This window comes from Actinacidiphila oryziradicis, from assembly GCF_005047355.1.
In the GTDB taxonomy this organism is placed as follows: domain Bacteria; phylum Actinomycetota; class Actinomycetes; order Streptomycetales; family Streptomycetaceae; genus Actinacidiphila; species Actinacidiphila oryziradicis.
This window is the reverse complement of record NZ_SUMC01000056.1, coordinates 1-23,868: the sequence shown is the minus strand read 5'-3', so window position 1 is coordinate 23,868 and position 23,868 is coordinate 1. Positions and strand designations below refer to the sequence as shown.

The 23,868-nt window shown below is 68.7% G+C and carries 25 protein-coding genes and 2 pseudogenes; 11 read left to right on the top strand and 16 right to left on the bottom strand.

What is annotated here, in order from left to right; all coding sequences use genetic code 11:
- Positions 1 to 21: 21 nt before the first annotated feature.
- Both FCI23_RS36990 and FCI23_RS36985 read right to left on the bottom strand, forming a co-directional pair.
- Positions 22 to 699 (bottom strand): phosphotransferase, encoded by a 678-nt coding sequence (locus tag FCI23_RS36990; protein WP_136728553.1) that lies wholly within the window; start codon positions 697 to 699, stop codon positions 22 to 24.
- 206 nt (positions 700 to 905) lie between these two features.
- Positions 906 to 2,846 carry an ATP-binding cassette domain-containing protein gene (locus tag FCI23_RS36985; RefSeq protein ID WP_407646080.1) on the bottom strand — a complete coding sequence of 647 codons (1,941 nt, stop codon included), beginning with the start codon at positions 2,844 to 2,846 and terminating at the stop codon, positions 906 to 908.
- Between the two features lie 359 nt (positions 2,847 to 3,205).
- Here FCI23_RS36985 and FCI23_RS36975 point away from each other — a divergent pair, with 359 nt between their 5' ends.
- Entirely contained in the window at positions 3,206 to 3,766 is a 561-nt protein-coding gene (locus FCI23_RS36975) for an NUDIX hydrolase (protein WP_136728552.1), read from the top strand.
- Between the two features lie 309 nt (positions 3,767 to 4,075).
- Here FCI23_RS36975 and FCI23_RS36970 read toward each other — a convergent pair whose 3' ends face one another.
- Positions 4,076 to 4,492 (bottom strand): protein kinase family protein, encoded by a 417-nt coding sequence (locus tag FCI23_RS36970; protein WP_246144444.1) that lies wholly within the window; start codon positions 4,490 to 4,492, stop codon positions 4,076 to 4,078.
- Between the two features lie 18 nt (positions 4,493 to 4,510).
- Between FCI23_RS36970 and FCI23_RS36965 the strand changes: the two are divergent.
- Positions 4,511 to 4,744: pseudogene (locus FCI23_RS36965) on the top strand (MBL fold metallo-hydrolase); the annotation flags it as partial.
- A gap of 64 nt (positions 4,745 to 4,808) precedes the next feature.
- Here FCI23_RS36965 and FCI23_RS36960 read toward each other — a convergent pair.
- A complete protein-coding gene (locus tag FCI23_RS36960) occupies positions 4,809 to 5,645 on the bottom strand; it encodes a phytanoyl-CoA dioxygenase family protein (protein ID WP_136728550.1) in 837 nt (278 codons plus the stop codon).
- Between the two features lie 147 nt (positions 5,646 to 5,792).
- Between FCI23_RS36960 and FCI23_RS36955 the strand changes: the two genes are divergently transcribed.
- The gene (locus FCI23_RS36955) at positions 5,793 to 6,650 is read left to right on the top strand and encodes a helix-turn-helix domain-containing protein (RefSeq protein ID WP_136728549.1); all 858 of its coding nucleotides are present in this window, start codon (positions 5,793 to 5,795) and stop codon (positions 6,648 to 6,650) included.
- 267 nt (positions 6,651 to 6,917) lie between these two features.
- Here the strand turns inward: FCI23_RS36955 and FCI23_RS36950 are convergent, their stop codons facing one another.
- Both FCI23_RS36950 and FCI23_RS36945 read right to left on the bottom strand, forming a co-directional pair.
- Entirely contained in the window at positions 6,918 to 7,337 is a 420-nt protein-coding gene (locus FCI23_RS36950) for a SpoIIE family protein phosphatase (protein ID WP_246144440.1), read from the bottom strand.
- Between the two features lie 259 nt (positions 7,338 to 7,596).
- Positions 7,597 to 7,803 carry a cold-shock protein gene (locus tag FCI23_RS36945; RefSeq protein ID WP_136728547.1) on the bottom strand — a complete coding sequence of 69 codons (207 nt, stop codon included), beginning with the start codon at positions 7,801 to 7,803 and terminating at the stop codon, positions 7,597 to 7,599.
- Positions 7,804 to 8,163: 360 nt separating this feature from the next.
- Here FCI23_RS36945 and FCI23_RS36940 point away from each other — a divergent pair, with 360 nt between their 5' ends.
- The 5 genes from FCI23_RS36940 (at position 8,164) to FCI23_RS36920 (ending at position 12,127) form a co-directional block, all read left to right on the top strand.
- Positions 8,164 to 8,895 carry an SOS response-associated peptidase gene (locus FCI23_RS36940; RefSeq protein ID WP_136728546.1) on the top strand — a complete coding sequence of 244 codons (732 nt, stop codon included), beginning with the start codon at positions 8,164 to 8,166 and terminating at the stop codon, positions 8,893 to 8,895.
- Positions 8,896 to 8,989: 94 nt separating this feature from the next.
- Entirely contained in the window at positions 8,990 to 9,298 is a 309-nt protein-coding gene (locus FCI23_RS36935) for a hypothetical protein (RefSeq protein ID WP_246144438.1), read from the top strand.
- A 675-nt stretch (positions 9,299 to 9,973) separates the two neighbouring features.
- Positions 9,974 to 10,723 (top strand): PIN domain-containing protein, encoded by a 750-nt coding sequence (locus FCI23_RS36930; protein ID WP_211265605.1) that lies wholly within the window; start codon positions 9,974 to 9,976, stop codon positions 10,721 to 10,723.
- A gap of 39 nt (positions 10,724 to 10,762) precedes the next feature.
- Positions 10,763 to 11,695, top strand: coding sequence for a hypothetical protein (locus tag FCI23_RS36925; RefSeq protein ID WP_136728544.1), 933 nt, complete (start codon positions 10,763 to 10,765; stop codon positions 11,693 to 11,695).
- Positions 11,696 to 11,743: 48 nt separating this feature from the next.
- The gene (locus tag FCI23_RS36920; RefSeq protein ID WP_246144437.1) at positions 11,744 to 12,127 is read left to right on the top strand and encodes a hypothetical protein; all 384 of its coding nucleotides are present in this window, start codon (positions 11,744 to 11,746) and stop codon (positions 12,125 to 12,127) included.
- Positions 12,128 to 12,336: 209 nt separating this feature from the next.
- Here the strand turns inward: FCI23_RS36920 and FCI23_RS36915 are convergent, their stop codons facing one another.
- The 7 genes and pseudogenes from FCI23_RS36915 to FCI23_RS36885 form a co-directional block, all read right to left on the bottom strand.
- Positions 12,337 to 12,702, bottom strand: a complete 366-nt coding sequence (locus tag FCI23_RS36915; RefSeq protein ID WP_136728543.1) for a VOC family protein — start codon at positions 12,700 to 12,702, stop codon at positions 12,337 to 12,339.
- Between the two features lie 397 nt (positions 12,703 to 13,099).
- Positions 13,100 to 13,375, bottom strand: coding sequence for a transposase (locus FCI23_RS36910; protein WP_136728542.1), 276 nt, complete (start codon positions 13,373 to 13,375; stop codon positions 13,100 to 13,102).
- A gap of 60 nt (positions 13,376 to 13,435) precedes the next feature.
- On the bottom strand, positions 13,436 to 14,677 hold the full coding sequence (locus FCI23_RS36905) for an RNA polymerase sigma factor (RefSeq protein WP_136728541.1): 1,242 nt from the start codon (positions 14,675 to 14,677) through the stop codon (positions 13,436 to 13,438).
- Positions 14,661 to 15,002 (bottom strand): YciI family protein, encoded by a 342-nt coding sequence (locus tag FCI23_RS36900; RefSeq protein ID WP_136728540.1) that lies wholly within the window; start codon positions 15,000 to 15,002, stop codon positions 14,661 to 14,663. The genes FCI23_RS36905 and FCI23_RS36900 overlap by 17 nt, the downstream gene beginning before the upstream one ends.
- Before the next feature lie 296 nt (positions 15,003 to 15,298).
- Entirely contained in the window at positions 15,299 to 15,487 is a 189-nt protein-coding gene (locus FCI23_RS36895) for a hypothetical protein (protein ID WP_136728539.1), read from the bottom strand.
- A gap of 390 nt (positions 15,488 to 15,877) precedes the next feature.
- Positions 15,878 to 16,453 (bottom strand): annotated as a pseudogene (locus FCI23_RS36890) (aldo/keto reductase); the annotation flags it as partial.
- A gap of 388 nt (positions 16,454 to 16,841) precedes the next feature.
- On the bottom strand, positions 16,842 to 17,597 hold the full coding sequence (locus FCI23_RS36885) for an IS110 family RNA-guided transposase (protein WP_169317094.1): 756 nt from the start codon (positions 17,595 to 17,597) through the stop codon (positions 16,842 to 16,844).
- Between the two features lie 321 nt (positions 17,598 to 17,918).
- On the opposite strand from FCI23_RS36885, the gene FCI23_RS36880 reads away from it, so the two are divergent.
- A complete protein-coding gene (locus FCI23_RS36880) occupies positions 17,919 to 19,109 on the top strand; it encodes an IS110 family RNA-guided transposase (protein WP_136728537.1) in 1,191 nt (396 codons plus the stop codon).
- 8 nt (positions 19,110 to 19,117) lie between these two features.
- Here the strand turns inward: FCI23_RS36880 and FCI23_RS36875 are convergent, their stop codons facing one another.
- Positions 19,118 to 20,032 (bottom strand): IS982 family transposase, encoded by a 915-nt coding sequence (locus FCI23_RS36875; RefSeq protein ID WP_136728536.1) that lies wholly within the window; start codon positions 20,030 to 20,032, stop codon positions 19,118 to 19,120.
- 150 nt (positions 20,033 to 20,182) lie between these two features.
- A complete protein-coding gene (locus FCI23_RS36870; RefSeq protein ID WP_136728535.1) occupies positions 20,183 to 20,716 on the bottom strand; it encodes a hypothetical protein in 534 nt (177 codons plus the stop codon).
- 55 nt (positions 20,717 to 20,771) lie between these two features.
- Between FCI23_RS36870 and FCI23_RS36865 the strand changes: the two genes are divergently transcribed.
- On the top strand, positions 20,772 to 21,782 hold the full coding sequence (locus FCI23_RS36865; RefSeq protein ID WP_169317093.1) for an ArsR/SmtB family transcription factor: 1,011 nt from the start codon (positions 20,772 to 20,774) through the stop codon (positions 21,780 to 21,782).
- Positions 21,783 to 21,872: 90 nt separating this feature from the next.
- Here the strand turns inward: FCI23_RS36865 and FCI23_RS36860 are convergent, their stop codons facing one another.
- Positions 21,873 to 22,958 carry an integrase core domain-containing protein gene (locus FCI23_RS36860; protein WP_136728533.1) on the bottom strand — a complete coding sequence of 362 codons (1,086 nt, stop codon included), beginning with the start codon at positions 22,956 to 22,958 and terminating at the stop codon, positions 21,873 to 21,875.
- A 698-nt stretch (positions 22,959 to 23,656) separates the two neighbouring features.
- Between FCI23_RS36860 and FCI23_RS36855 the strand changes: the two genes are divergently transcribed.
- Positions 23,657 to 23,868: PadR family transcriptional regulator (locus FCI23_RS36855; RefSeq protein ID WP_211265604.1), on the top strand; the 212-nt coding region annotated here is incomplete at its 3' end.

Sequence of the window (23,868 nt, the reverse complement as noted above, 5' to 3'; positions counted from 1 at the left end):
TCCGGCTATGAGACATGACCACTAAGCGGAGACAAATCGCTCGAAGTCGATCACCGCCACGAAGACGTCGGGATCGTCCGTCTCATCTGCGGCGTCGGGGGTGTAGAGGATGTTCCTGGCGTGGTTGTCGCCGTGGATATAGCCGACGGGCACCGGGCCGACGCGGCGAAGGCGGGCAGCGTGGTCCCGGATCCGCTGCTGCTCGTCCTGGTTGAGCCGGTCCCCGGCGCGAGCCAGGTACTTCTCCGCTCCGTCAGCGGCGGCGTTCAAAGAGGCTTCGGCCTCCACCCGGTCGCCGCGGTCGAGTTCTCCCGCCTCGTGGAGCCGGGCGCAGAGCGCTCCGGCCTGCTGGTGCACGGTCCGCCACTCGGCGACGTCCAAGCCGAGTTCCTTCGCCGGGGCACCGGGGACCGCGGTGAGCAGCAGGGCCAGGTCCTGGGCTCGGCTGTCGATGAGGTGGGGCGCCCGGGTGTGTCCGAGAGCGGGGACAATGTGACGGTATGCCCGGCTCTCACGGGTGAAGAACTTCACCGAGGGCGAGACCTTCAGGTAGTGGTGCACCCCGCGTTCACCCTCCAGGTCCCACACCCGGGAGCGGTCCCAGTCGTGCGAGGCGTCGCGGACGGACACGACGGGGCCGCCGATCCGTTGTTCCGCCCAGCGCTGCAGGGCCGCGGGCAGCGGCTTCGTCTGGCTCATCCGGCAGACCTCGCGCCCGGGCGCGGGATGGCGGAGCGGCAGGGCACACCGCCATCAGGTTCGGTGCGGTCGGGGAACACGGTTCCTCCCGGGGGTGTCGGTCGCGTTGGTCGTCAGGGGTGCCGGATCGGCCGGCCAGGTCGGCGGGTCAGAGGACCCCGGCCGTTGCCGGACGGCCGGGGTCGGCTCAGGATTGCGGCGGTGGCTCAGGTGGGACCGGGCGCACCGCCGGTGCGCTGCTCCAGTTCCCACAGGGTCCGAAAGAGCCCGGGTTCGCGGGTGAGCTGCGCGTACGTCCCCTCGTGGACGAGGCGGCCCTGGTCGAGGACGACGATCCGGTCGGCCACGGCGACGTTGGCGAGCCGGTGCGTGATCAGAAGGATGGCCCTGTCCTTGGCCAGGTCCCGCAGGCCGGTGAAAACATGGTGCTCTGCCCGGGCGTCGAGGGCGGCCGTGGGCTCATCCATCACCAGCAGTTCGGCCTTCCGGTGAAATGCCCTGGTCAGGATGACGCGTTGCCACTGGCCGCCGGACAGCTGGTGACCGCCGAACCATTCGGAGGTCAGGAGGGTGTCAAGGCCGGAACGGAGGGCGGGCAGCATGTCCGCGGCTCCGGACGCCTCACAGGCCGCCATGAGCGCGGCGTCACTGGTGTCGCCCTGCCCCAGGGTGACGTTGTCGCGGAGGGTCAGCGGCAGGTAGGTGAACCGCTGCGGTGCTACCGCTACGTGCTTCCACGCCTCCCACGGCTCCAGCCGCGCGGTGGTCGTGTGGTCCCAGGCCACTTCCCCGGAGGTCGGCAGCAGCAGCCCGCAGATCAGCCGGGACAGCGTCGTCTTCCCCGACCCGTTCTCCCCGACCAGCGCCACGATCTCCCCGCGCCGTACCTTCAGCGACACCCCGGACAGGCTGTCCTTCTCCGCACCGTCGTACCGGTAGGTGACGTCGCGGACCTCGAACCGCTCCGGCGGCGCCGACAGCACTTCGGAGCCACGCGAGGCCACCATCGCCTGCCCATGGGCGTTGTCGAGGAAGTTCTGCCAGTCCTGCACGTACCAGCCGGTGCGCACCAACCGGGCCCCGCCGTTGATGATGCCCCGTACGGAGCCGGTCGCCGTCTGCAGGGCGAAGACCGCGCCGCCGCCCGCCGCCAACTCCATCCGGCCGGAGACCAGCAGCCACAGCAAGGTCGCCCAGACCGCCGCCGAGGCGACTCCACCGGCCGCCGCACCGGCAAGGCCCATCCAGGCCCCGGTGTTCGCGGCCTCGCGCTCCGAGACGTTGACCGACGCGGCGAGGCGCCGGTAGCGGCCGAGGAGGAACGGACCGGCCAGGCAGGCCCGCATCTCCTCACTGGACTCCATGTAGGACATGTGCCAGCGCAGCTTGTGCAGCATCCGCCGGCGCCCCGACGTCTCCAGGCCCGCGAGGTACACCACGCGGGCCGCGCGCACGTACGCGGCGGCCTGCGGCAGGCACGCCAGGAGAAGCAGAGGCAACAGAACCGGGTGAATCACGGTAAGGACCGTGGCACCAGCGGCGAGGGTCGCCGTGGCGGCCAGCACGTCCTGGGCTTCCTCCACGAGGTCAGGGGTGACCTGCGCGCCGCGGTCGGCGATGTCGTACTGGTCGTTGTACCCCGGCTGGTTGTTCGCCGCGGCCTCGGCGCCGAGAGCCGCCTCGACCATGCTGACCTCCGCGGCCCGGGCGAGCACCGGCCGCAGCCGCCCGGTCAGCCAGGTCACCGTGACCCCCAGCAGGGCGCGCAGCCCGGCGGCCACCGCGATGACAGCCAGCTGCGGAGCCGCCTCCCGCAGCCGCTCGGTGATGTCGCCCGAGGAGATCAGCGCGGTGAGGGTCCCAGTCACGGCGAACAGGCCCAGCGCGGCCAGCACGCCGGTGCCGATCTGGCACGCGAGCAGCCCGGCCGTCGCGCCCCGGTCCACCTGCCACGCCATCCGCAACGACCGGCGCACCAGCACGGGCAGACGCCGCGCCATCGTGGTCGTCGTCATCTGCGCGCCGGCTTGGAGCCGGGACTCGTCCCGGAACTGGAACTCCTCCTCCTGCACCGCGCCCCCGCTGTCCGGTGGAGTCCCCTCCGCCTCGTCCGTGCTCGGCTGTGCGGCTGTGCTACCCGAGGTCAAGTCGATCCCCCTGTCGGTCGGTCACGGCTGGTACGCGAGGCTCAACGACACAGCCCTGATATCGAACACACGTTTTTCGGTCGGTCCTGAAGTCCCGGGATAGAGCGTTCGAGGAACCGTGGAAACTGCACCGACCCAGCTCCTGCAACGGCACTGCCACCAAGGGCGGTTGGCCGAATCGCCGAGGTTCCCAAGCGCCGCACGCCAACCGGCTCCTTGGTGCGTATGGGGCCGGGCGGACTTGTAGAGTGCGGGGCTTCCGGTACGCCACGACCTTTGTGGAGCTGACTGTGCACGTGCGCCTTCGAGCGGCCCATCTCGGCGGAACCCTCCTCGGTCCGAGCGGAGGGCGATGACCTGTGGCGATCACTGATTCCGACATCGCGGGAGTGCTCACCGCCTACCTTGAGCGCTACCCGCAGGAGGCCGGACAACTGGCGGAGCCGCTGCGGCTCCTGGCCGAAGGCCGGGGGTTCGCCTCGCGGCGCACCTTTCCGATGCACGTCACCGCCGGCGCACTGCTGGTCCGGGACGGCATCGAGGTCCTTCTGATCGAACACCTCGCGTACGGGATCACTTTGCAGCCAGGTGGTCATCTTGAGCCGATCGATAAGACGCTGGTCGGCGCGGCGTTGCGGGAGCTGTCCGAGGAGACCGGCATCGACCCCGGCCAGGTCGTCCCCGTCTCGGCGCACCCCGCCTATGTCGAGTTCGGCCGGGTGCCGGCCAGGCCCGCAAAGGGCGAGCCGGACCACTACCACCTGGATTTCGGCTATGTCTTCACGACGGCCGACGCCGAGGTCGGGCGTATCCAGGAGTCCGAGGTGACCGGCGCCGCCTGGTACCCGCTGGATCTGGCGGAGCGCCTCGTCGGGCCCCGGATCGCACGGGCGGTCACCACATCGACCGGAATCAGGTAACCCCTCCGCCTCCGGGAGCTCTCGTGGCGCGGTCAGGGAAGATGCCGTCGTAGAAGACGCCGGGGCAAGCGCGTTCGGCGTCATACCTCCTCCGGGAGCTTGGCGACGATCACGAGCCAGCTCGTCACCGTGACGTCGTCTGGCTTGGTCTGGGCGGTGGCCTCGGCGAGGATCGCCATCTTCTGCTACACCGCCGAGTTGCACACGACGGCATCGACGCTGCGTGCCGGGAATTCCGGCCGGCCTCCGTCCACGCACCGTCCGGGCCTGCGGCTTGCGTGAGTTACGCCGACCGTGAGGGGCATGAACTCAGCGAAGAGTGTCACGCAGGGCCTCCTCCAGGACAGGTAGCCGGTCCAGCAGCATCAGAGCTGCCTCGTGCCGTGCCCGCGCGTAGGACTCGAGTGCGGCGTCGACGAGGTGCGGTCGTTCCACTGGTGCCGACAACGGAAAGGTCGAGCAGAGCTTGGCTGCACAGCCGACACGAAGCGAGGACAAGAGGTCGTCCGCAGGCGCCTTGGGGTTGGCGTCTCGATAGGCCAGGGCGAGATCGGTGTATCCCTTGAGCCAGCTCTCCACACCGTTGGACAGGACGCTCTTGGGGTCACAGCCAAGACGCACGATTTCCCAGGCGAGGTACCCAGGTGTGGGTGGTCCGAAGTCCACGATCGCGGCGACATCGTCGTTCTTCAACAGGACGTTGGGACCGGCCAGGTCGCCGTGCATGACCTGGACCGTCAGCTGGTGTGCCTGCACGCGCCCACCCTGGACACGGTCTTCACTGGCGACACCCTCTTTCAGGGCGGGCCGGGGGCGACCGGCCGGTCCTTCTCCCACTTCCCGACGATCATCGCCTCGATCCGCGACCGCCTCCTGCCCCTCCCGCCCCAGACGGTGGTCCGCACCGGCCACGGCGATACGACAACGATCGCGGCGGAGGCGCCGCACCTGCAGGAGTGGATCGGCCGGGGGCACTGAGCGGGCACACGCGAAGGCGCCCGGTCCGGCACGGAGCAGACCGGGCGCCTCGCGGCTCGGGCGGTCAGGCGACCCGGCCGTCATACAGCACCGGGTTGAGCGGTGTGTCCGGGACCTGGCCCACCGCCGTGCCTGGCATCCAGCCGCGGTCGGCGGCCTGGTTGTCGTTGGTCGGCTCGGCGACGCGGATGTCGGCGTCCATGTAAATCACCGTCATGACCCGGCGCGGCACCGTGCCGCGGTTCGGCCCCGCGTGGTGGAAGGTCCAGCCGCGGTGGAAACTGGCGTCGCCGAGGGCGAAGGGCTCGACCACGTCCTCGAAGTTCTGCTCGGCGACAGCCTGCTTCAGCCGGGCCTCGGACTCGTCGGAGATCGGCAGGTCGCGGCCGTACGAGAAGTTGTGGCTACCGCGGGCGAAGGCCAACGGGCCCATCTCGAGCGGGGTCTCCTGCAGCGGCAGCCAGATCGTCAGGCAACGGTCGGAGGACAGCGGCCAGTAGTACTGGTCGGCATGCCAGGGCGTGATGCCGCCGCTGGGCTCCTTGTACAGGGCCTGGTCATGGTAAAGGCGCACGGCGTGTACGCCGAGCAGCTTGGCCGCGATGCCCGCCAGGCGGCGGGAGAAGACCAGCTCCTTGACCTTCTCGTTCTCCCGCCACAAGTTCGTCACCTGCAAGAACGCCTTGCCGTAGGTGTCGCGCTCTTCCAGCGGCAGATGCTGGGTATTCAGCCGGATCACCTCAGAGGTGATCGTCGGCTCGTACTCCGCGATCGTCTCCGGAGACAGCACACCTGAGAGGTGGATGAAGCCGTCGCGGTTGAAGTCGGCGGTCGCGGTCGGGGCCAGGCCCTGGTACGGGACCTCCAGCTCGAAGACCGGTGCTTCCGTTATGGCGGTCATATGACCTGCTCTCATGCGTCATGGGGCGGGTGGGTTACCGCTCCCCACCGTGGCAGGACGCCGCAGGCGCCACCACACCGCGGTTACCCACTTCTGGTACTCACTTGCCACTCACGTCCTCCGCCCGTCCCCGGCTAGGATGGCCGCGTGAAGCCGCGCTACGAGCTGCCGGGCATACCTGACGGGACCACCTTCAGCTGCTTCATCCGCCGCCAGGAAGCCTTCGACTTCTCCTGGCACTACCACCGCGAGTACGAGCTCACCCTCATCACCGAGGGCACCGGCACCCGCTATGTGGGTACCACCGTGGAGCGCTACCACCCCGGCGACCTGGTCCTGCTCGGCCCCGACCTGCCCCACACCTTCACCTCCGAGCTGTACGACGGCATGGCCGAAGCCGCGGTGGCACAGTTCCGGCACGACTTCCTCGGCCCGCACTTCTTCAACCTCCCCCAATTCCGCACTCTCTCCGACCTCCTGGCCCGCTCCGCCCGCGGCCTGCGCTTCGGCCACGTCCCCGCCGAGGTGCACGCCCTGCTCACCCGGCTGCCCCGACTCGAGACCGCGGCGCAGACCGTGGCACTCCTGGACGGCCTACGCCGCATCGCCTTTAACGCCACCGCCACCCCGATCACCAACCCCGGTTATGCCCCCGCACCGAGCACCGCGGTCCGCGACCGCATCGACGCCGTCTGCCGCCATCTGCAGCAAACCCACACCGAGCCCGTCCACCTGACGGAAGTGGCCGCCCTGGTCCACATGCCCCCGACGTCCTTCAGCCGCTTCTTCCGCCGCGCGATGGGCCGCACACTCACCGACTACGTCAACCAGCTCCGCGTAGAGACGGCCTGCACCCTCCTGACCAGCACCGCGTTGCCGGTGACGGAGATCGCCGCCCGCAGTGGCTACCAGAACCTCTCCAACTTCAACCGCCGCTTCCGCGAACTGAAGGGCCTGCGACCCACCCAATACCGGGCAGCGCATCTACCGACGGACGTCTCCTAACGCCGCATCCACCGCACGCGGTAGCCCGGGCGCGATGGGTACTGCGACCGCACGCCGCTCTGGCACTACAGAGAGCGCTACGGGGGGGCCGTTACTGTACTAACAGGGTCCGGTGTCCTCTCCCGTCACCCTTCCGAGCCGATCGACCGTCAAGACGCCGTCGAATACAGCTCGATCACCGCCGCCACCTACCAGGGCAGCGGCGCCGGGGCTGCGCTGCCGGCCAACGGCGGTGGACGGCGCCGGGGTCGGCATCTCCTGCAGGGTCTATTCCTGTCCGTGCGGGGCGATCGCGAGGATGGCGACGTCGTCGTGGAAGTAGGGGGTATGACAGGGCAGGTCCGTGTTGAGGAAGTCCACGACCTCGGCGGGGCCTGGGTCGGGCTGGTCGGCGAAGCGGTACCGGAGCCGGTCCAGCAGTGGGTAGAAGGCGCCGGTCGCGTCGCGGGCTTCGACCAGCCCATCGGTGCCCAGCAGCAGGACGTCGCCCCGGGTGAACCGGTGGGTGTAGGCGACAGAGGGCACGGTAGCCAGGGTGCCCAGACCGAGCGGGAGGGCAGGCGGCCCGGTCAGGGCCGTCACCTCGCCCCGGAAGATCAGGACCGGCTCGACGTGGCCACCGTGGGCCGCGGCGAACCCTGCGACGTCTTCGGCCAGGGCGCGCGGCGGCAGTGTCACGTTGGCCACGGAAGCAGACGACGTGGACCTGTTCGATGCGGCGCCCGGCATTCTGCGCATGCCCGATGGACGCGAAGGCGAGTTCATGGCTACTGGAGGACTCAGGGAGAGCGGTTGCTCCGGCCTCGGGCCAGCCCCGTTCGGGGCGCACTGAACAGCGACCAGCAGGCATAGACGCCCGCGTCGTCCCGGTTGCCGGCCGCCGGGGCGGTCATTCTGCGGGCCGGACCGCGAGGGCGGTCCGGCCCGGGGGGCATAGCTGGGGGAGTCAGTGGGTGCGGCTGATGTTCTCGGCCTGCGGGCCCTTCTGGCCCTGGGTGATGTCGAAGGTGACGGCTTCGCCCTCGGTCAGTTCGCGGTATCCGTTGCCGGAGATGTTGGAGTAGTGGGCGAAGACGTCGGGGCCTCCGCAGTCCTGGGCAATGAACCCGAAGCCCTTTTCGGAGTTGAACCACTTCACGGTGCCGCTGGCCATGCGCTGTCGTCCTTCGTGTTCTGCTGGTCGTAAGGCGCCGCGTCACGGCGCGCCTCACAGGGGTGCCCCGGCGGGGCGCCCGCGACCTACGTACCCCGCGTCGCGGCCGGTTACCCGCGGCCACGCGCAACCCGGACGGCTGGCCGCCGTACGAGTGAACAGCACGACGCGCTACCTGCACTTACGCCCTCGTGTCCCGGCCACAACAGACACGACGCCCATGACGTAGACGGACGCGGCGCGGCACGCGGCAGGTCCATCCGTGTGGGTGACGCCGTGCCGTGGCGGCGAGGTGCGGGCGCAGACCAGTGGTCCAGCCCTCGCGCAGCCGCCGGGGCGTTCCGTGGCAAGGTGGGGGGTATGTGTGGCCGCTATGTCTCCACCCGACGCCCTGAGGACCTGGTCCAGCAGTTCCGGGTCACCGACTGGAACCCGGAAGCGCTCGTAGCGCCGAACTGGAATGTCGCGCCGACCAATGATGTGTGGGCCGTCTTGGAAGGCGCCGACCGTGAGACGGGGGCCCTGGAACGGCAGATGCGGCCGCTGCGGTGGGGGCTGGTGCCGTCCTGGGCGAAGAGCCTGAGTGTCGGCTCGAAGATGATCAATGCGCGGGTGGAGACGGTGCACGAGAAGCCCGCCTACCGTCGGGCCTTCGCCAAGCGCCGCTGCCTGCTGCCCGCGGACGGGTTCTACGAGTGGGTCGCAGTCCCGGCCACCGAAGACTCCAAGGCCTACAAGCAGCCGTACTTCATCAGCCCCGAGGGCGGCCAGGACATGGCCTTTGCGGGGCTGTACGAGTTCTGGCGCGATCGCGATGTCGCTGGCGATGACGACCCGGGCGCGTGGTGGGCGACCTGCACCATCATCACCACCGAGGCCACCGACGCAGCCGGCCGTGTCCACCCGCGGATGCCGCTGACCATCGCCGCCGTCGACTACGACACCTGGCTCGATCCCGAGCACCAGGACGTCGACGTGCTCCGCGCCCTGCTGACCGCTCCTGCCGACGGGCACCTGGCCGCCCGGCCGGTGTCCACCGCGGTCAACAACGTCCGCAACAACGGCCCCCACCTGCTGGAGGCTGCTTCCTGATTCCGAATCGAAGGCGGCGCCCTTCCCGTCGACTGCCGGTGCCCGGGCCGGTGAGCGGCTGCGCTGGGCCCATCCCGTCGGTGACCTGCTGGTGATGGACCGAGTGATCCTGGAGCCAGCCTGGCGTGGTTTCGGCCTTGGCCCCGTTCTGGCCGGGTCCGCCATCCGGCGGCTGTCCGCGGACTGCGTCGCCGTGGTCTGCGAACCGGGATCGGCCGACGGCCAGAGCGAGCAGACCGACGCCGAACTGGAGCAGGCCCGGGGAAAGCTTGCGGCCGTGTGGGCCCAGATCGGCTTCGAGCCGTTCCGTGAGCACGTGCACGTCCTGGACTGCCACCTCCAGGAGCCCCAGGACCTCTTGGCCGCACGGCTGAAGGAGTTCGGCGAGATGTGCCGCACCTGACGGGCTTACGCCTGACGGAGGGATCAGCGGCGCCCCGGAGGGCCACAAGGTCATCAAGCAACTGGACAGGCACGCAGGCCCGCTCCGAGCCCTGCGCTGGACGGTAGGCCCGAACCGTCCAGTCGACCAGGGCCGGAATCGACTTGGCGGCCACGTCCAGGACCAAACTGGACGGTGGCACTACCACCCAGGTGCGCCGGGTCCTCGACGCGACGGCCATCAAGGGCGCGAACCGGAGTCGGGCCCGCCTCGCGCTTCACGGCCTGGTGCCGAAGGACATCATCTTCGGCATCGATCGCGGCCTCCTCGGACTCGACGGTGTCGACGGCATTCCCGCGAAGGTGGCCGACCCCGCGGTGTGGGTGCCGGCGTTCGCCGAGAGGCTGCGCGTCGCCTCCGGCGGGCGCGTTGGCGGGCCGCCCGCGCCAGCCCGCCGACACAGTGGCGGGCTCGTGGGGGAGGGAGTAACGGAGAAGAGGGCCCGAGGGGTGCCCGGGCGGAACGGGAAGGAGGTGTCAGAGGCGTGCGGCATCATCGGCAGATGGCCGCCACACAAGCCCCGCCGACTACCTGGAACGCCTCCGGTCAGAGCTGGACCTGATCGAAGCGGATTTCCTGAAGGTCCTCGCGGATTCGCAGATCCGGAATGTTGATCCGAACCGCCAGTCCAGCGGCATGGTGCACTTCGGTGCCGCGAAGTGGGGCTGGGTACCCAGCGGCCCCGATCTCGAGGCGCGGCGGATGGAACTGCTGGGGCGTGTACGGGAATGGGAACCGTTGTTCCGGCTGCTGTTCCCGCACCCGACGCCGGAGGTCACCAAGCGCCTTGATGGGAGCCTTGCCCTGTTGCAGCGCTGGCTTGTACGCCCCCGGGACACCACCGTGCCGGCCAGCATCGACAGAGCCATCGACAAGGTCAAGGCGGCCGTGGCCACGCTCCGGAAGCTGGGCGAACTCCTGCCGGATGACACCTGGGCGGTGCGTGTGGCGGTCGACACGAACATGCTGCTCGATGACCCCGACGTGGCGATCTACACGCCGCTGCTCGGGAATCGGTACATGGTCCACCTGCTGCCCGTTGTCCTGCGGGAGTTGGACGACCACAAGCTCGCCGGCCGCAACCCCGACATCCGCGATGCGGCGAAGAAGGCCGACCGCCGCCTGAAAGGGCTGCGAACCAACGGCGACGTTCTGCGCGGTGTGCGGGTGGCCGGCGATGTGCACGCCGTCTTCGAGCACGTCGAACCCAAGGGCGACGGGTTGCCGAACTGGCTCGACCTGGACGTGCCCGACGACCGCTTGGTGGCCTCCACTCTGCTGCTGCAGTCCCGGCACCCAGGCTCCGCCGTCTACGTGGCCACCAGGGACATCAACCTGCAGACGAAACTCGCCGCCGTCGGACTGCCGTTCATCGAAAAGCCATGAGCACCAGTAAGCCCGTCGTACCGAGCAAGGGAGCACCCTGTGTCCGCCGACTTCTCCGCCCTGCATGAACCGCTGGTGGAATGGATCTACGACCGCACGAGAGCTGATCCATTGGGCGGGGTGTCGATCACCGAGTTCGGGCAGTCGCACGGCCTCACCGAGAACCAGACGTACCAGCTCCTGCAGTTCTGCAAGGGCCAACGGCTCCTGGACGACCGCCACACGACTCATGACGGCCCGGAAGCCAACCTGACCCCGCGCGGCCTTGAGTGGATGGAGGAGCGCAGGCGCCGGCGCGCCGATCCGGCCGCGCGGGCCGTCGCCGCGCGCAGGGGCCTGCTGGTCTGGCTGTGGCACCGCAAACACGAAGACGTCCTTCTGCCTGCAGTCGCGGACGTGCTGAACGATCCCCTGTCCCTCTTCGAAGGCGAACGCCTCACCGACAGGGGCATCGACCGGGCCTCCGCCTATCTCAGCGCTAAGGGCCTGATCAAAGGTGACCGGAACGCGAGCTCAGACGGGCCCGTGCAAGCCGAGATCACCGCCGAAGGAGAAGACTGCGTGGATAACTACCAGGGCGACATCGGCGCGTACGAACGCCGCAACACCGGTGGCAACACTACGATCCACATCGGGCAGAACACCGGCAACATCGCCGCGAACAGCCGCGACTTCACACTGAACGCAACCACGCACAGCGGCGTCGACCTCGCCCAGGTCGTCATGGCCGCCCGCGCACTCCGCCAGGCCGTGCCCATCCTGGGCCTGCCCGAAGACGATGCCGCTGAGGTCACCCAGCTGGCGACGCGCATGGAAGAGGAAGCCACCAGCACCAACCCCGATCCGAGCCGCCTCCAGCGGTGGCGTAACCAGGCGGTGGCCATCCTGTCGCCCGTTGTCAGCGGAGCACTGGGCAGCGTTCTCACCACCTACCTCGGGGTCGTACTCCCGGTACTGCCGGCGGGAGGCTGACCAGAACGCGCAGCCACGCCACTGGACCTTGACTCATACGCTCAGGACATGAAGATGACGCCGCAAGAGCTCCAGGATCAGGAACAGACTCTGGAGCTGATCAACAGCGAACTTGCGGCGCGTCTGGCGCGGCAGTCGGAGTCGGGCGCGAAGGTAGACACCAAGGCGTTCTTCCTCGTGGGGTTCGCGGCCACAGCCGCCCAGTTCCTTGCCTCCCGGAACTTCGAGTCGTTCACCGGCGCCGCGGCCTTCGCGGCCTACGCGGTTGCCATCGGCTTCGGCATCTTGGTCTTCAACCTTGCCGAGTACGAGGACATCAAGCCGCGGGAGACCCTGGACACCTACGCACGCTCGACGAAGGGCGCGACACTGGGGGCTCTCGCCGGAACGCGGGTGGGCATATTCGAGAAGAAGGAGATCATTAGTTGGTAGACGTGTTCTGCGATGATTCTCAATGTGCGCGAGAACGACGGTCGGAAGCTGGACCACGCGACGCTGGAAGCGCTGCGGATCCGGACGGTGCGGCAGATCGAGCAAGGTGGGATACACCCCGATACGACAAGCTCGCCGTCCGCTACGAGGCCACCGTGCTGGGCGCATCCATCAACGAGTGGCTGCGAGGGCTGCTTCGCACGATGGTCCTACCGGTCGGTTATCAGCAGCGTGTTGCCATCGGGATCCCGGATGGTGAAGAAGCAACAGATCTCGGGTGCCCCTTCGATCGCGCTTGGTTCGCAGCCTTGCCCCTCCAGGTCCGACCGAGCCTGACCGAGGCCGGCCACGGCGAAATTGCAGGTCGCCCAGCCCAGTCCAGGCTTGGCCTGGATACCGCTGGCCGGTCCCAGCAACGTCAGGGACGTCGAGCCAACACCCTCTCCCGAGCGGAGAACGGCACTCCACTCGTCTTCTGAGTAGATTCGGAAGCCAAGAATGCGGCTGTACCAGTGGGCCGAGGTCGCCGGGTCTGCGACCGGGATGAATGCGGTGGTGATCCGTACGGAGTCCATGTCCCGCACCGTATCCGCATCCGCTGAAACGGCCCCGGCCAGCTGTCGACAAGCATCATCCCGTTGATTACCTGTAACGGCTCGCCGCGTGCCGCGTGCATCGTCACGGGCGACGACCTCGTCCGGCTCAGTGGTGGGCAGAATCAGGCGCCTGCGGGGGCGGGGTCGTTGCCGACCGTAGGAAGTCGGTGGCCAGACCTCGATTGGCATGCTCCGGGCTCACAAGCAGGTACTGACCCGAATCGGCAGGTAGTGGCCGACGGTCGGTCAGGTTGTGGCCTGTCTGGCCGTCAGATTTGCTGAGGGGATGGTGGGCAGGCGTGTGGCCCGGCTGGCGCGTCGGGTGGGCGGCTTCCCAGGGCGGGTGGTGAGTGGTTCGCCCCGGTCGGGGTGGTGTTCAGGCTGACAGGAGGTGCCGGTTGGCGCGGATACGGGCCAGCGCGGCGGCGATCAACTCGTCGGCGGCCTGGGTGAAGTGGAGCTCGTGGCGGCGGGCGGTGGTGGTCCAGCGGGCTGCGCGACGGATCAGCAGGCGGCGCACGGTGGCGATCCGGCGGCGGACCGCGCCGATCGGGGCGAGCATCCGCAGCCAGGCGGAGAGGTTGTAGGCCAGCAGCGCGCCCCACATCCACATGCTGTTGACAGCGTTGTGGGTGCCGAAAACCCCATCCATAGCGTGTGACCTGCAGGTTCTCCGATACGGCTGAGAATCCACCCAGGGTCATTCACTGCTTCATGCAGTGTCGCCGGCCGCTCGCAGGCGTGCGGTGAGCAGGGAGCGTTCGGCGGGGTTGGTGGTGAGGTGGAGGGCTCGCTGGTCGGCATGTGCGGCCTCGTCGATTCGGCCGAGGTCGCGCAGAAAAGATGCCCGGGTGGCATGGAAGAGGTGGTAGCGGCCAAGCTGGTCCGCAAGGTCGTCGACCTGGGCCAAGGCGGCCGCCGGCCCGTCGGTATGGCTGACCACGACGGCACGGTTCAGGCACACGACCGGTGACAGGCCGACGGCCAACAGCATGTCGTAGAGCCGGAGGAGCTGGGGCCAGTCGGTCGCCTTCCAGCTGGGCGCCTCGCAGTGCAGTGCGGCGATGGCGGCCTCTATCTGATACGGGCCTGGGCGGCCCAGCGCGGCGGCCCGCTCGATCAGGGCGGTGGCGCTGCGGATGCGTTGCGCGTCCCACAGAGAGCGGTCCTGGTCGGCGAGCGGCACGAGTTGTCCGCTGCGGTCCAGGCGCGCGGGCCACCGGGCTGCGTGCAGTCGGATGAGGGCGAGCAGGCCGAGGGGTTCCGGCTCCTGGGGCAGGGAGCCGGCCAGCAGGGCGGCCAGCCATTCGGCGTCGTCGATCAGTTCGCGGCGGACTCCGAGGCCGCCGCCGGTAGTGAAGCAGCCCTCGTTGAAGACGAGGTAGATCACGCGCATGACCTGCGGCAGTCGCTCACTCCGCTCGTCGGGCTCGGGGGCCCGGTACGGGATCCCGGCGGTTGCGATCTTCTGCTTGGCCCGGGTCACGCGCTTGGCGAGGGTGGCCTCGGGGATCAGGAATGCCCGGGCGATCTCGGCGGTCGTCAGGCCGACGACGGCGCGGAGGGTGAGGGCGACCTGGGCCTCGGGGTCGAGTGCGGGGTGGCAGCAGGTGAAGATGAGCCGCAGGCGGTCGTCGGGTTCGCGCTCGGCCGAGGTGGGCAGTGCGGCGATCTGCGGGAGCTTGTCCTGGAAGCGGCCCTCGCGGCGGATGCGGTCGAGGGCCTTGTTACGGGCGCAGGTCAGCAGCCAGGCGCCGGGCCGCTTGGGCGGGCCGGCGCTCGGCCACCGCTGCAGCGCCTCGGCCACTGCCTCGCTGACCATCTCCTCGGCTTGGTCGAAGTCGCCCAGGAGGCGGACCAGGCTGGCGGTCAGCCGGCCCGCCTCCTCGCGGAAGACCCGCTCGATCAGCGATCGGGTGGCTCCGGCGCTGCCCGGGTCAGCGCTCGACGACAGGGCGCACCTCCACCTTGCCGTCAGGCACCGGGAAACCGGCCGCCAGCTGCAGGGCGATGTCCAGATCGGGCACCTCGACGATGGCGTAGCCGCCGATCGCCTCCTTGGCCTCCAGCAGGGGGCGGTCGATCATGGTGGACCGGCCCCGCTCCACCACCACCGTGGTAGCGGTGTGCGGCTCACGGAGCTGCTGGGCCTCGATGATCGTCCCGTCGGCGCGGTGCTTGGCGAACCATTCCCCGATACGGCCGAAGACCTCGCCGCGCTCCTGGTCGGAGCCCTCCTCCTGCCAGGCGCCTCGGGTGAGCAGCAGCACGTACTTCATAGCTTTCTCCTTGTTCGTAACGGTTCTCTACCCTCACGACGAACAACACCGCGCCGATAGGACAGGACCAGCGTCCGAAAGAGGGCAAGCCGTGAGGAGTACTGCGGGACGCAGCTGCCCTGAGTCGGGAAGACAGTAATAGGCGCACTCGCCACCGTGCTCGCCGAGGCTGAAGCCGCGGGCCACAACGCCGCCACCATCCTCAACCAAGCGGACAATCAGCGAACACTGGACGAGCCCGCAGCCCCTCCCGCGCACTGGGCACCACTGGATGCGCGCGAACGACGGGCGCGGCCTCACTCGGGGGTGGGCCCCTCTGGGCGGGTGTCGGTGGCGGGCGGGCTTGCGGCTGGTCGCATCAGTCCCGGCATGCCTTCAGGCGGAGGAGGCGGGGGGCGGAAGATTCGGTCTTCGAACACGCTCAGGGCGAGCATGAGCAGCATCATCAATATCGGCACCAGCAGGGCTATCAAGATCAAGACCACGGTCGCCTCCTGAGGGGGCCAGGTGATCGCGCTCCACGGCCCCGACTGCGCCGCGCCGCGCCCTTGCATGACGTCTGCCGTTCAGATCTTGCTTTCGATCTCGCCGCGGCTGGCCGTTCACAGGGATGTGCCAATCGCGACCAGGTACACCGCGCCCACCAGCTATAGCTGCCTCCTTGCGCAGCCAACCGGCTCAGCTCAGCTTGGGGCCGAACGGAGTACGGCGCACGCCGGACAGCGGCGTGCTCGCTCCACCTCGGGGCCCCGCAGCGCAAGGAAGTGCTGCCGGGCACCCCTACGGCGGCGCGTAGGCCATTCGGGTGACGGGAGGTTGCCGCAACAAATGCCCTGCCGATGCGTTGTCCGGCGCCGCGACTTGACATGACTGGCTCAGAAACAGGCACTCAGCCTGATCGCGAGCGAGGCGACCGCGTCGTCGATCTGCTGCGTCGTGCTCGCCCCGACGAGGGGGGCGGTGACGACCGGCTTGCTGTGCAGCCAGGCGAGGGCGACTTGTGCGCGCCCGACGCCCCGAGCGTCCGCGATGTGTCCGACGGCGTCGATGATGTCGTGGTCGGATGCTTCGGTCAGCGGCGTGTACAGCATGTCGGCGAACCCGTCGTTGCTGCTTCGCGCGGTCGATTTCGCGTCTGTCCACGCGCGGGCGAGGCGCCCCCGGGCTAGCGGGCTCCAGACGATCGTGCCGACGCCCTCGTCGAGACACAGCGGGATCATCTCGCGCTCCTCCTCGCGGGCGAGCAGGTTGTAGTGGTCCTGCATCGATACGAAGCGGGCCCAGCCGTGTTCGCGTTGGAGGTGCAGCGCTTTCGCGAACTCCCAGGCCGGCGTCGACGAGGCGCCGAGGTAGCGGACATTGCCGGCCTTGACCAGGTCGTGGAGTGCCTCGAGGGTCTCCTCGAGCGGGGTCGAATGGTCGTTGCGGTGGATCTGGTACAGGTCGATGTGACCCGCAGCCCACCGGCCCACCTCTCCGAGCAGCACAAGCAATCCGCTACAGAAACGAACCAGCGACACCAACAGACACGTCCGTCACCTCAGGAGAAACGCACCCAACGAGCTGGAGGCCGAGGAGCGGCAGCCGACAATCGTCTGCGAGGAAGCGTCACGGATGGTCAGGGGTGCGGTCGTTGACGTCCCCGATGCGTTCTGGTCGGCGGAGTGGGCTCACATGCACCCATTCGGCGTCTGGCCGCGAAGGCCGGCGCCATGACCGTGGTTCGGGGATCCGGGCTGCTCAGTCAGGTCATCGAGCGCGGCCGTGAGGCCGTCTCATGCAGTGATGCGAGCTCACCCGGAGTCTGGGGCCGCCCTTGGCGGTGGTGGCCGGCTGCTGTCATCGGGTCCCCTGCCGGTCGTGTGGGGCCTGGACTGTGCGCAGGAGGTGGTAGGCGCGGGTGAGCAGGCGGCGGGCAATGGCGGTGGTGGCGATCTTCTTGCCGCGACGGTGGGCGAGGCGCTGGTAGGCGGGGGCGAATTCCGGTGAGCGTTTCGCGGTCTGGGCCGCCTCGCACAAGATCCACCGCAGCCAGGGCGAGCCCTGCTTGGAGATGTGGCCGTGCCGGACGGTGAGGTCCGAGCCGCGGACGGTGGGGGTGAGCCCCGCCCAGGCGGCGAGCTTGCGGGCGGAGGGGAAACGGGTGACGTCGCCGACCTCGGCCGCGATGATCAGGGCGGTGAGCGTACCCACGCCGGGCAGCTGGGTGAGGACCTTGACCCGCGGATCACCGCGCGCGTGCGCGAGCAGCTGCTTGTCCAGAGCGTCGATGGGCTCTTTGAGGGCGTCGGTGAGGCTCAGGAGGTCGACGACCACGCGGCGTGAGGCGCCGGGCAGGTCCAAACCGTCGAGCCACACGCGGCCGGGGGCGGTGAAATAGCTGCCGGGGCGGTCGCAGCCGTGGTCGGCCAGGACGGCGTGGACGCGGTTGCGCAGCAGGGTGCGCAGGCGGACCAGCTGGCACCGGTGGCGCAGCAGGGCCCGCTGCTGGCGGATCTGCAGCGGGGCGATCCAGGCCTCCGGCAGGAGGTCGGCCCTCCTCGACCACGGCGACCTGCGCTTGCGGTGGACGTCGATTCCGACGTAGACGGACATTGAGGGCCTCCTTCGTGAGCTCGTACATAACCGGACGATAGGTATCGCCGGGCTGAGCAGGGAAGGGGGCCCGGCCCTCATAGAGTCCTACCTTGTTGCGTGGGTCGGACGGGCCAGTCGTAAGGTCCAGAGACCCAGAGACACCGGGTATGGCTCTCATAGGGTTGCCCTCGATGGTTCACCTGACCTGGCCGCCCGGTGTCTCACAACGACCCGGCCACTCATTAGGAGCTGCGGGCCCCTGCGGGTGCATCGCTGAGTAGGACCACGTCGGCGCGGTCGTTGTCGGTACGCAAGCACATCGAACGACCGGAGGAAACCGTGGCCTTGATCTGGGCAGGGACGGACATCGGCAAGACTCACCACCACTGCGTGGTGCTGGACAGCGAAGGCCGGCGGCTGCTGTCCCGGCGGGTGCTCAATGATGAGCCGGAGCTGCTGGATCTGCTCGCCGACGTCCTGGCCCTCGACGAGGACGTCGTTTGGGCGGTCGACGTCGCCGACGGTATGGGCGCCCTGTGGGTCAACGTCCTGCTCAACCACGGCCAGCAGCTCATATACATACCCGGCCTCGCGGTCAACCGGGCCTCCGCCGGCTACCGGGGCACCGGCAAGACCGACGCCAAGGACGCCACCGTCATCGCCGACCAGGCCCGGATGCGCCGCGACCTGACCACCCTGCGGCCACAGGACGAGCAGGTCGTCGAGTTGCGGGTCCTCACCAATCGCCGGGCCGACCTCGTCGCGGACCGCACCCGGAAGATCAACCGTCTGCGCGGCCAACTCTCCAGCATTTTCCCAGCGTTGGAGCGGGCACTGGACCTGGGGAATCTCGGCCCGCTGATCCTGCTCACCGGGTACCAGACCCCGGCCGCCCTGCGCCGGACCGGCCGCAAGCGGCTGGAGACCTGGCTGCGCAACCGCAAGGTCCGCGGCTCCGAAGCCCTGGCCGCAGCCGCGCTGGATGCGGCGGAGCGTCAGCACACCGCACTCCCCGGGGAGAAGGTCACCGCGCACGTGGTCCACACCCTGGCGAAGGAGGTACTGGATCTGAGCGAGGAGATCGCCGAGATCGACAAGCTCATCGAGGCCCGGTTCCGTGCCCACGACCTCGCCGAGGTGCTCGGCAGCATGCCCGGCATCGGCCCACTGCTCGGCGCGGAGTTCCTGGCCGTCACCGCCGGCGACCTCAGCCGCTTCGGCACCCCGGACCGGCTGGCCAGCCTCGCCGGGGTCGCCCCCGTGCCTCGCGATTCCGGCCGTCTCAGCGGCAATCTGCACCGGCCCCGCCGCTATCACCGCGGACTGCAACGCGTCTTCTACACCTCGGCACTCATCAGCATCCGCACCTGCGACGTCTCCCGCCGCTTCTATGAACGCAAGCGCGCCGAGGGCAAGCGGCACACCCAGGCAGTGCTCGCCCTGGCCCGGCGACGAGTGAACGTCCTGTGGGCCCTGATCCGTGACGGACGGTGCTATGACCCTGCAGTCTCCGTCACGAACGCCGCTTGACAAAAAGATTAGGAATCGTACGAGGTGAGTGAGCGGAGGGTGTCTTGTCTGATGTGGTCGTTGTGCCAGATCGCGGCGGTCAGCGCGAGTATTCGCTGCATGACGCGGGTGATGACACCGCGGGGTGTGCGCCCGCGGTGCTGTTCTAGGTCGAGCTGTCCCTTGATGGTTTCGTTGACCGACTCGATGACCTGCCGCAATGGCTTGAACAGGGATCCGCCGGGCCGCTGCCGTTCGCCCTTGCGGGTCGGCCGTAGCAACTGGATGCCCTGCTGGGCGAGTTCCTGTTCGAAAGCGCGGCCGAAGTAGTTCTTGTCGCCGATCAGTGTCTGGCCGGGTCGGGCGGCGAGGAGGTGGGGGTCGGCCGCGAGCAGGTCCAGCAGGGTCTCGCGTTCGTCGGCTTTGGCTCTGGTCAGGGCGAAGGCGACGGGCAGGCCCTGGAGGGTGCACACCAGGTGCAGCCGCAGGCCCCAGAAGAAGCGGCTGTGGCTGGCGCAGTAGCCGTACTGGGCCCATCCGGCAAGGTCGGAGCGTTTCACGGTCTCCCGCGAGCGGCCGCATTCCACGGGTGTGGAGTCCACGATCCACACGTCGTCGCTCCACACCGAGGTGCTGGTGGCCAGGATCCGGGTGACCCGGCGAAGCAGCTCGGCGGCCTTGCGTAGCCGCTTGTTGTAGCCGGGTTGCTGCGGCAGGTACGGGAAGAGATGCCGCAGGTGGGCCCGGGCGTGCCGGAGCCATCTGGCCTCGGAGGTGAAACCGAGCATGGCCTGCATCATCGCAAGGGTGACCAGCTCGGCGTCGGTGAGCTGCGGCGCGATCCCCACGGCCGGCCGCCACGGCGCCAGGTCCGGACGCTGCTTCAGCAGATCGTCGGTTGTGGCATAAAGTGCTGTCGCGAGGGTGTCCAGGTTGTTCGTCACAAAACGATCATGGACGCCCTCGTTCTCGTCTCCGCAGGCACCCCTTGGAATTGATCATCTAGAGCGGCACCCCAGCTGCGGAACCCAGGATCATGGTTCTCATCAACGCGAAGGCGCCGTCCCGGTGCCGTTGAGATTGCCGCCACGGGGTCATGCCAGGGTTTCGCAGAGGTCCTCGTACGGGCCGTGCAGGGCCAGCAGCGTCCTTGATGTTTGGCCGTTCACCGTGGTGACCTTGACCGACATGTAGCCGTACGCGACGATCCAGTGGTTGTGCATTGGGCGGTCGGTTGTGTGGAATCCGGCGCTCCAGTTGTCGCCGCTCAAGATGAAGGAGTTCGGGTCGGGGTAGGTGAGGGTCCCGGTGCCGGAGATGTCGCGCTGTACGGTTTTGCCGTTGGCCAGGTTCGTTACGCCCATCACCAACGGGCCACTCTCGATGGAGAATACGGGCTTGCCGCTCGAGTCGGCCCATGTTCTCAACGTCAGGTCGCTCACCGGGAAGTCCACGTGGGCCGGGAAGGCGCATACCTCGCCCGCCGTGTAGTTGAACGATTGCTCGACCGGATGCGTCACCACCGGCTCGCCGCTTTGTGTGGTGGCCTGAGCGGGCGCGCCCGCCGTGCACAGGGCGAGGATTCCTGCCGCTGCGGCCACCCCTGTGGCCCGGACACTGCGCTTCATGCGATCTCCCTCGACGACTGGCTTCACAGCGTGGGATGCGCGGCCGACAATCGCAATGGTTTCGGTCCTGGCCGAATCCAACGCGCGAGGTGAACGGGGGAAGGCATTGCTACGGCTGCGGTTCACGGCGGAGGATCTGCTGCAGGTGACGTTCGCTGGCCATCCGGCGCCGTTGATGGAACTTGGGTTGGCCGTGGCGATGTTGCAGCGCTGCGACGCGCCCGCGGTATTCGGCAGCTGGCAACAACGGCTGCAGCATGCCCTCCCGGGCAGCGCGCGGCCGCTGCTGGAGCTGATTCCGCCCTCCGGTAAGGGCCCGCTGTTCCTCGACCCTATGAGCCGGGGGCTGGAGGACGGCCTCGATCTCGTCATGTCGGCGCCATCCAGCTTTGTGTGCTCGGAGCTCGAACGCGCGTGCACCATCACGGGCCTCCCGCCGACCCTGTGGATGCGTCAGCTGGCCAAGCAGGAGCACGCCGCGTGGCGCGTTCTGGGGGACGCGCTGGGCGCCGCGCACGCGTGCCTCGTGGAACCGGCCTGGGCCCGAATCCGGTCCGGATTCGACGCCGAACACGCCTGGCGTACCAGGATGGTGGCTGATCTTGGCATTCAGGTGACGTTGGCCGGTCTCACGCCGCGGGGACGCTGGCGCGGGACGACGCTGGAGCTGGACGCCGCGGATACCCGAGAGTTCATCCTCAACGGCCGCGGGCTCCTGCTGCTGCCGTCGATGATCTGGGCCGGTACCCCGCTGGTCGCCCCGACCGCCGACGGCCCCACCCTCCTGATCTACTCGGCCATCACCCCGCTGCCACTGCTGGACGCGCCCGCCGACGCCGATCCGCTCGCCACGCTGCTGGGCCGCACCCGGGCCGCGGCGCTGCGCCTGCTCACCCGCGCTCACACCACGACCGACATCGCCCGCGCGCTCGGCGTCAGCCGATCCTCCGCCTCGGAACACGCCACGGCTCTTCGCAACGCCCGACTGATCACGACGCGACGCGAGGGAAAGGTCGTCTGGCACGCCTGTACCCCCCTCGGCCTCGACCTGCTCCGGGCTCGATAGCGGGCTGGAGCGCCGAGCGCCCCCTTGACCCATTGGCCCAGCATCTTGGTGGCCAAACGGTGCGGGTGCCGATTATTACGTCCGCGCAGCTCAGGCGGCATGTGCGTACTCGTGCAGGGTGCCGTCGAGTAGGTCGTGTCGATGGACATCGAGTCGGTCTGGTTCGGTGATCGGTTCGGGAACCGGCCGCAGGGGTGCCGCGCTGTGCAGGGTGCGGTGAGGCCGGTGCTGGTTGTAGAACGACTCGAACTCGCCGAGCGCGTGGAGCAGATGGGGCAGGTTCCAGATCAGGGTACGGTCGAGGAGTTCATGTCTGCAGGTCTGCACCAGGCGTTCCATGATCGAATTCATGCGGGGGACGCGCACACCGGTGGTGACGATCTCGATACCCCCGCCCTCGAAGACTGCATCGAACGCCCGGGTGAACTTGCTGTCGCGGTCCCTGATCAGGTTCGTGACTGTGGCGCCGGCGTCCTGGATGTCCATGACCACGTTCCGGGCGGCCTGGGTGACCCAGTCCGCGGTGGGGTGGGCGGTAGCACCGAGAATGCGGATGCGGCTGCTGGCGTGCTCGATGACGGCGAAGACATAAAGAGTCACGCCGTTCAGGGTGGTGACGGTAAAGAAGTCACAGGCCAGGATCGCGTGGGCCTGGCCGCGCAGGAACGCGGCCCAGGTCTGACGGTCGCGTTCGGGCGCCGGCTCGATTCCGTGCTGCTTCAGGATCTCCCAGACCGTGGAGGGTGCGACCTTGATGCCGAGGGCAGCGAGTTCGCCGTGGATGCGCCGATAACCCCAGGAACTGTTCTCGCGTGCCAGGCGAAGGACGAGAGCCTGGATGCTGCGCCGGGTTGGCGGTCTGCCCGGCCGTTTCTTGCGACCAGACGCCTCGGCGTGGCGACGGCGCACGAGGTCACGGTGCCACCTCAGGATCGTCTCCGGGGAGACGATCAGGTGCAGCTGCCGCAGCTTGGGCCTCGGGAGCCGATGGAGGAGCGCGGCAAGGAACGCACGGTCCGTCGGCGTGACGCGCGGCCTGTCAATCTGCCGCTGCAAGACGGCCAACTGGTGGCGCAGCGTCAATATCTCGATGTCCTTGTCCACATCACTTACCGGCAGCAGCCGTATGAAGGCGAACACACCCGACACGGCGAGGTAGGACAGTCGCAGCAGCACGATCAATCAGCCTGACACGCTGGCCCGGCGATCACCGGCCGTTCGCGAGAACCTGCACGTCACAGGCCATGGATGGGGTTTTCGGCACCCGCAGGGTCCCGGGCCGAACGGAGTCCCGGACAAGGGGGTGCCCTTTCCGGCGGCGTACCTCGGACAAGGGGGCGGCGCCGGGAGCGGACAAGGGGTCGGTAAGAGAGGACAGCCTGGACAAGGGGGGCGGATCGTCACCGTCCGCAATCGCCTTCGGTCGATCGGCCTCCGGAATCCAGGACGGTGCGGGGTCGGCGCTGGGGGCCGGTATCGCGGCCCGGCTACCGCACCTCCTGGCGCACCACATCCGGTGCGCCAGGAGGCGCACCGACCGGCTCTGCGCACCGCACCTCACGCACCAGGCCGGAGCGCACCGTCTGCACCGAGGTGCGGTGCGCACCCGATTCCTCCGGAGGTGCGGTCGGTGCGCACCGACCGTCCGCACCTTGTCCTCCGTGGTGCGGTCGGTGCGGAGAGATCGTTTGCTGGCTGCGCCGGTTTTGGTGTTGCGCCAGATAGCGGCGGCCGTGGCAAGGACCAGGACATAGGCGTCAAGTGGGGCTCGGGACGTGGTAGCGCGGACCTGTTGCCTTCGATTACTCGCCGACGTATATTTGTTGGCGAGTAACCGAGGCAGCACTGCGGACTCGGGAAGGAGGCGACCGCCGATGGCCGCGAAGCGCAAGGTCGACAACCTGATGGCCCTGTCGGTGCTCGCCACGGTCATGCAGCGGCCGATGCACCGCTACGAGATCGCCTCTCTGATCCGGGCCCATGGCAAGGACCAGGACATGGGTGTCAAGTGGGGCTCGCTCTACACGGTCGTCCAGAACCTGGCCAAGCACGGCTTCCTTGAGATCGTCGGCACGGACCGCCAAGG

Excerpts from the sequence above, each read along its gene's own strand:
- FCI23_RS36990 (WP_136728553.1), bottom strand. The coding sequence starts at position 699 with ATGAGCCAGACGAAGCCGCTGCCCGCGGCCCTGCAGCGCTGGGCGGAA.
- FCI23_RS36970 (WP_246144444.1), bottom strand. The coding sequence starts at position 4,492 with ATGCACGGCGACCTGGCCGGTCCCAACGTCCTGTTGAAGAACGACGAT.
- FCI23_RS36960 (WP_136728550.1), bottom strand. The coding sequence starts at position 5,645 with ATGACCGCCATAACGGAAGCACCGGTCTTCGAGCTGGAGGTCCCGTAC.
- FCI23_RS36945 (WP_136728547.1), bottom strand. The coding sequence starts at position 7,803 with ATGGCCAGCGGCACCGTGAAGTGGTTCAACTCCGAAAAGGGCTTCGGG.
- FCI23_RS36940 (WP_136728546.1), top strand. The coding sequence starts at position 8,164 with ATGTGTGGCCGCTATGTCTCCACCCGACGCCCTGAGGACCTGGTCCAG.
- FCI23_RS36935 (WP_246144438.1), top strand. The coding sequence starts at position 8,990 with ATGGACCGAGTGATCCTGGAGCCAGCCTGGCGTGGTTTCGGCCTTGGC.
- FCI23_RS36930 (WP_211265605.1), top strand. The coding sequence starts at position 9,974 with ATGGTGCACTTCGGTGCCGCGAAGTGGGGCTGGGTACCCAGCGGCCCC.
- FCI23_RS36920 (WP_246144437.1), top strand. The coding sequence starts at position 11,744 with ATGAAGATGACGCCGCAAGAGCTCCAGGATCAGGAACAGACTCTGGAG.
- FCI23_RS36915 (WP_136728543.1), bottom strand. The coding sequence starts at position 12,702 with ATGGACTCCGTACGGATCACCACCGCATTCATCCCGGTCGCAGACCCG.
- FCI23_RS36910 (WP_136728542.1), bottom strand. The coding sequence starts at position 13,375 with ATGGATGGGGTTTTCGGCACCCACAACGCTGTCAACAGCATGTGGATG.
- FCI23_RS36900 (WP_136728540.1), bottom strand. The coding sequence starts at position 15,002 with ATGAAGTACGTGCTGCTGCTCACCCGAGGCGCCTGGCAGGAGGAGGGC.
- FCI23_RS36885 (WP_169317094.1), bottom strand. The coding sequence starts at position 17,597 with ATGTCCGTCTACGTCGGAATCGACGTCCACCGCAAGCGCAGGTCGCCG.
- FCI23_RS36870 (WP_136728535.1), bottom strand. The coding sequence starts at position 20,716 with ATGAAGCGCAGTGTCCGGGCCACAGGGGTGGCCGCAGCGGCAGGAATC.
- FCI23_RS36865 (WP_169317093.1), top strand. The coding sequence starts at position 20,772 with ATGGTTTCGGTCCTGGCCGAATCCAACGCGCGAGGTGAACGGGGGAAG.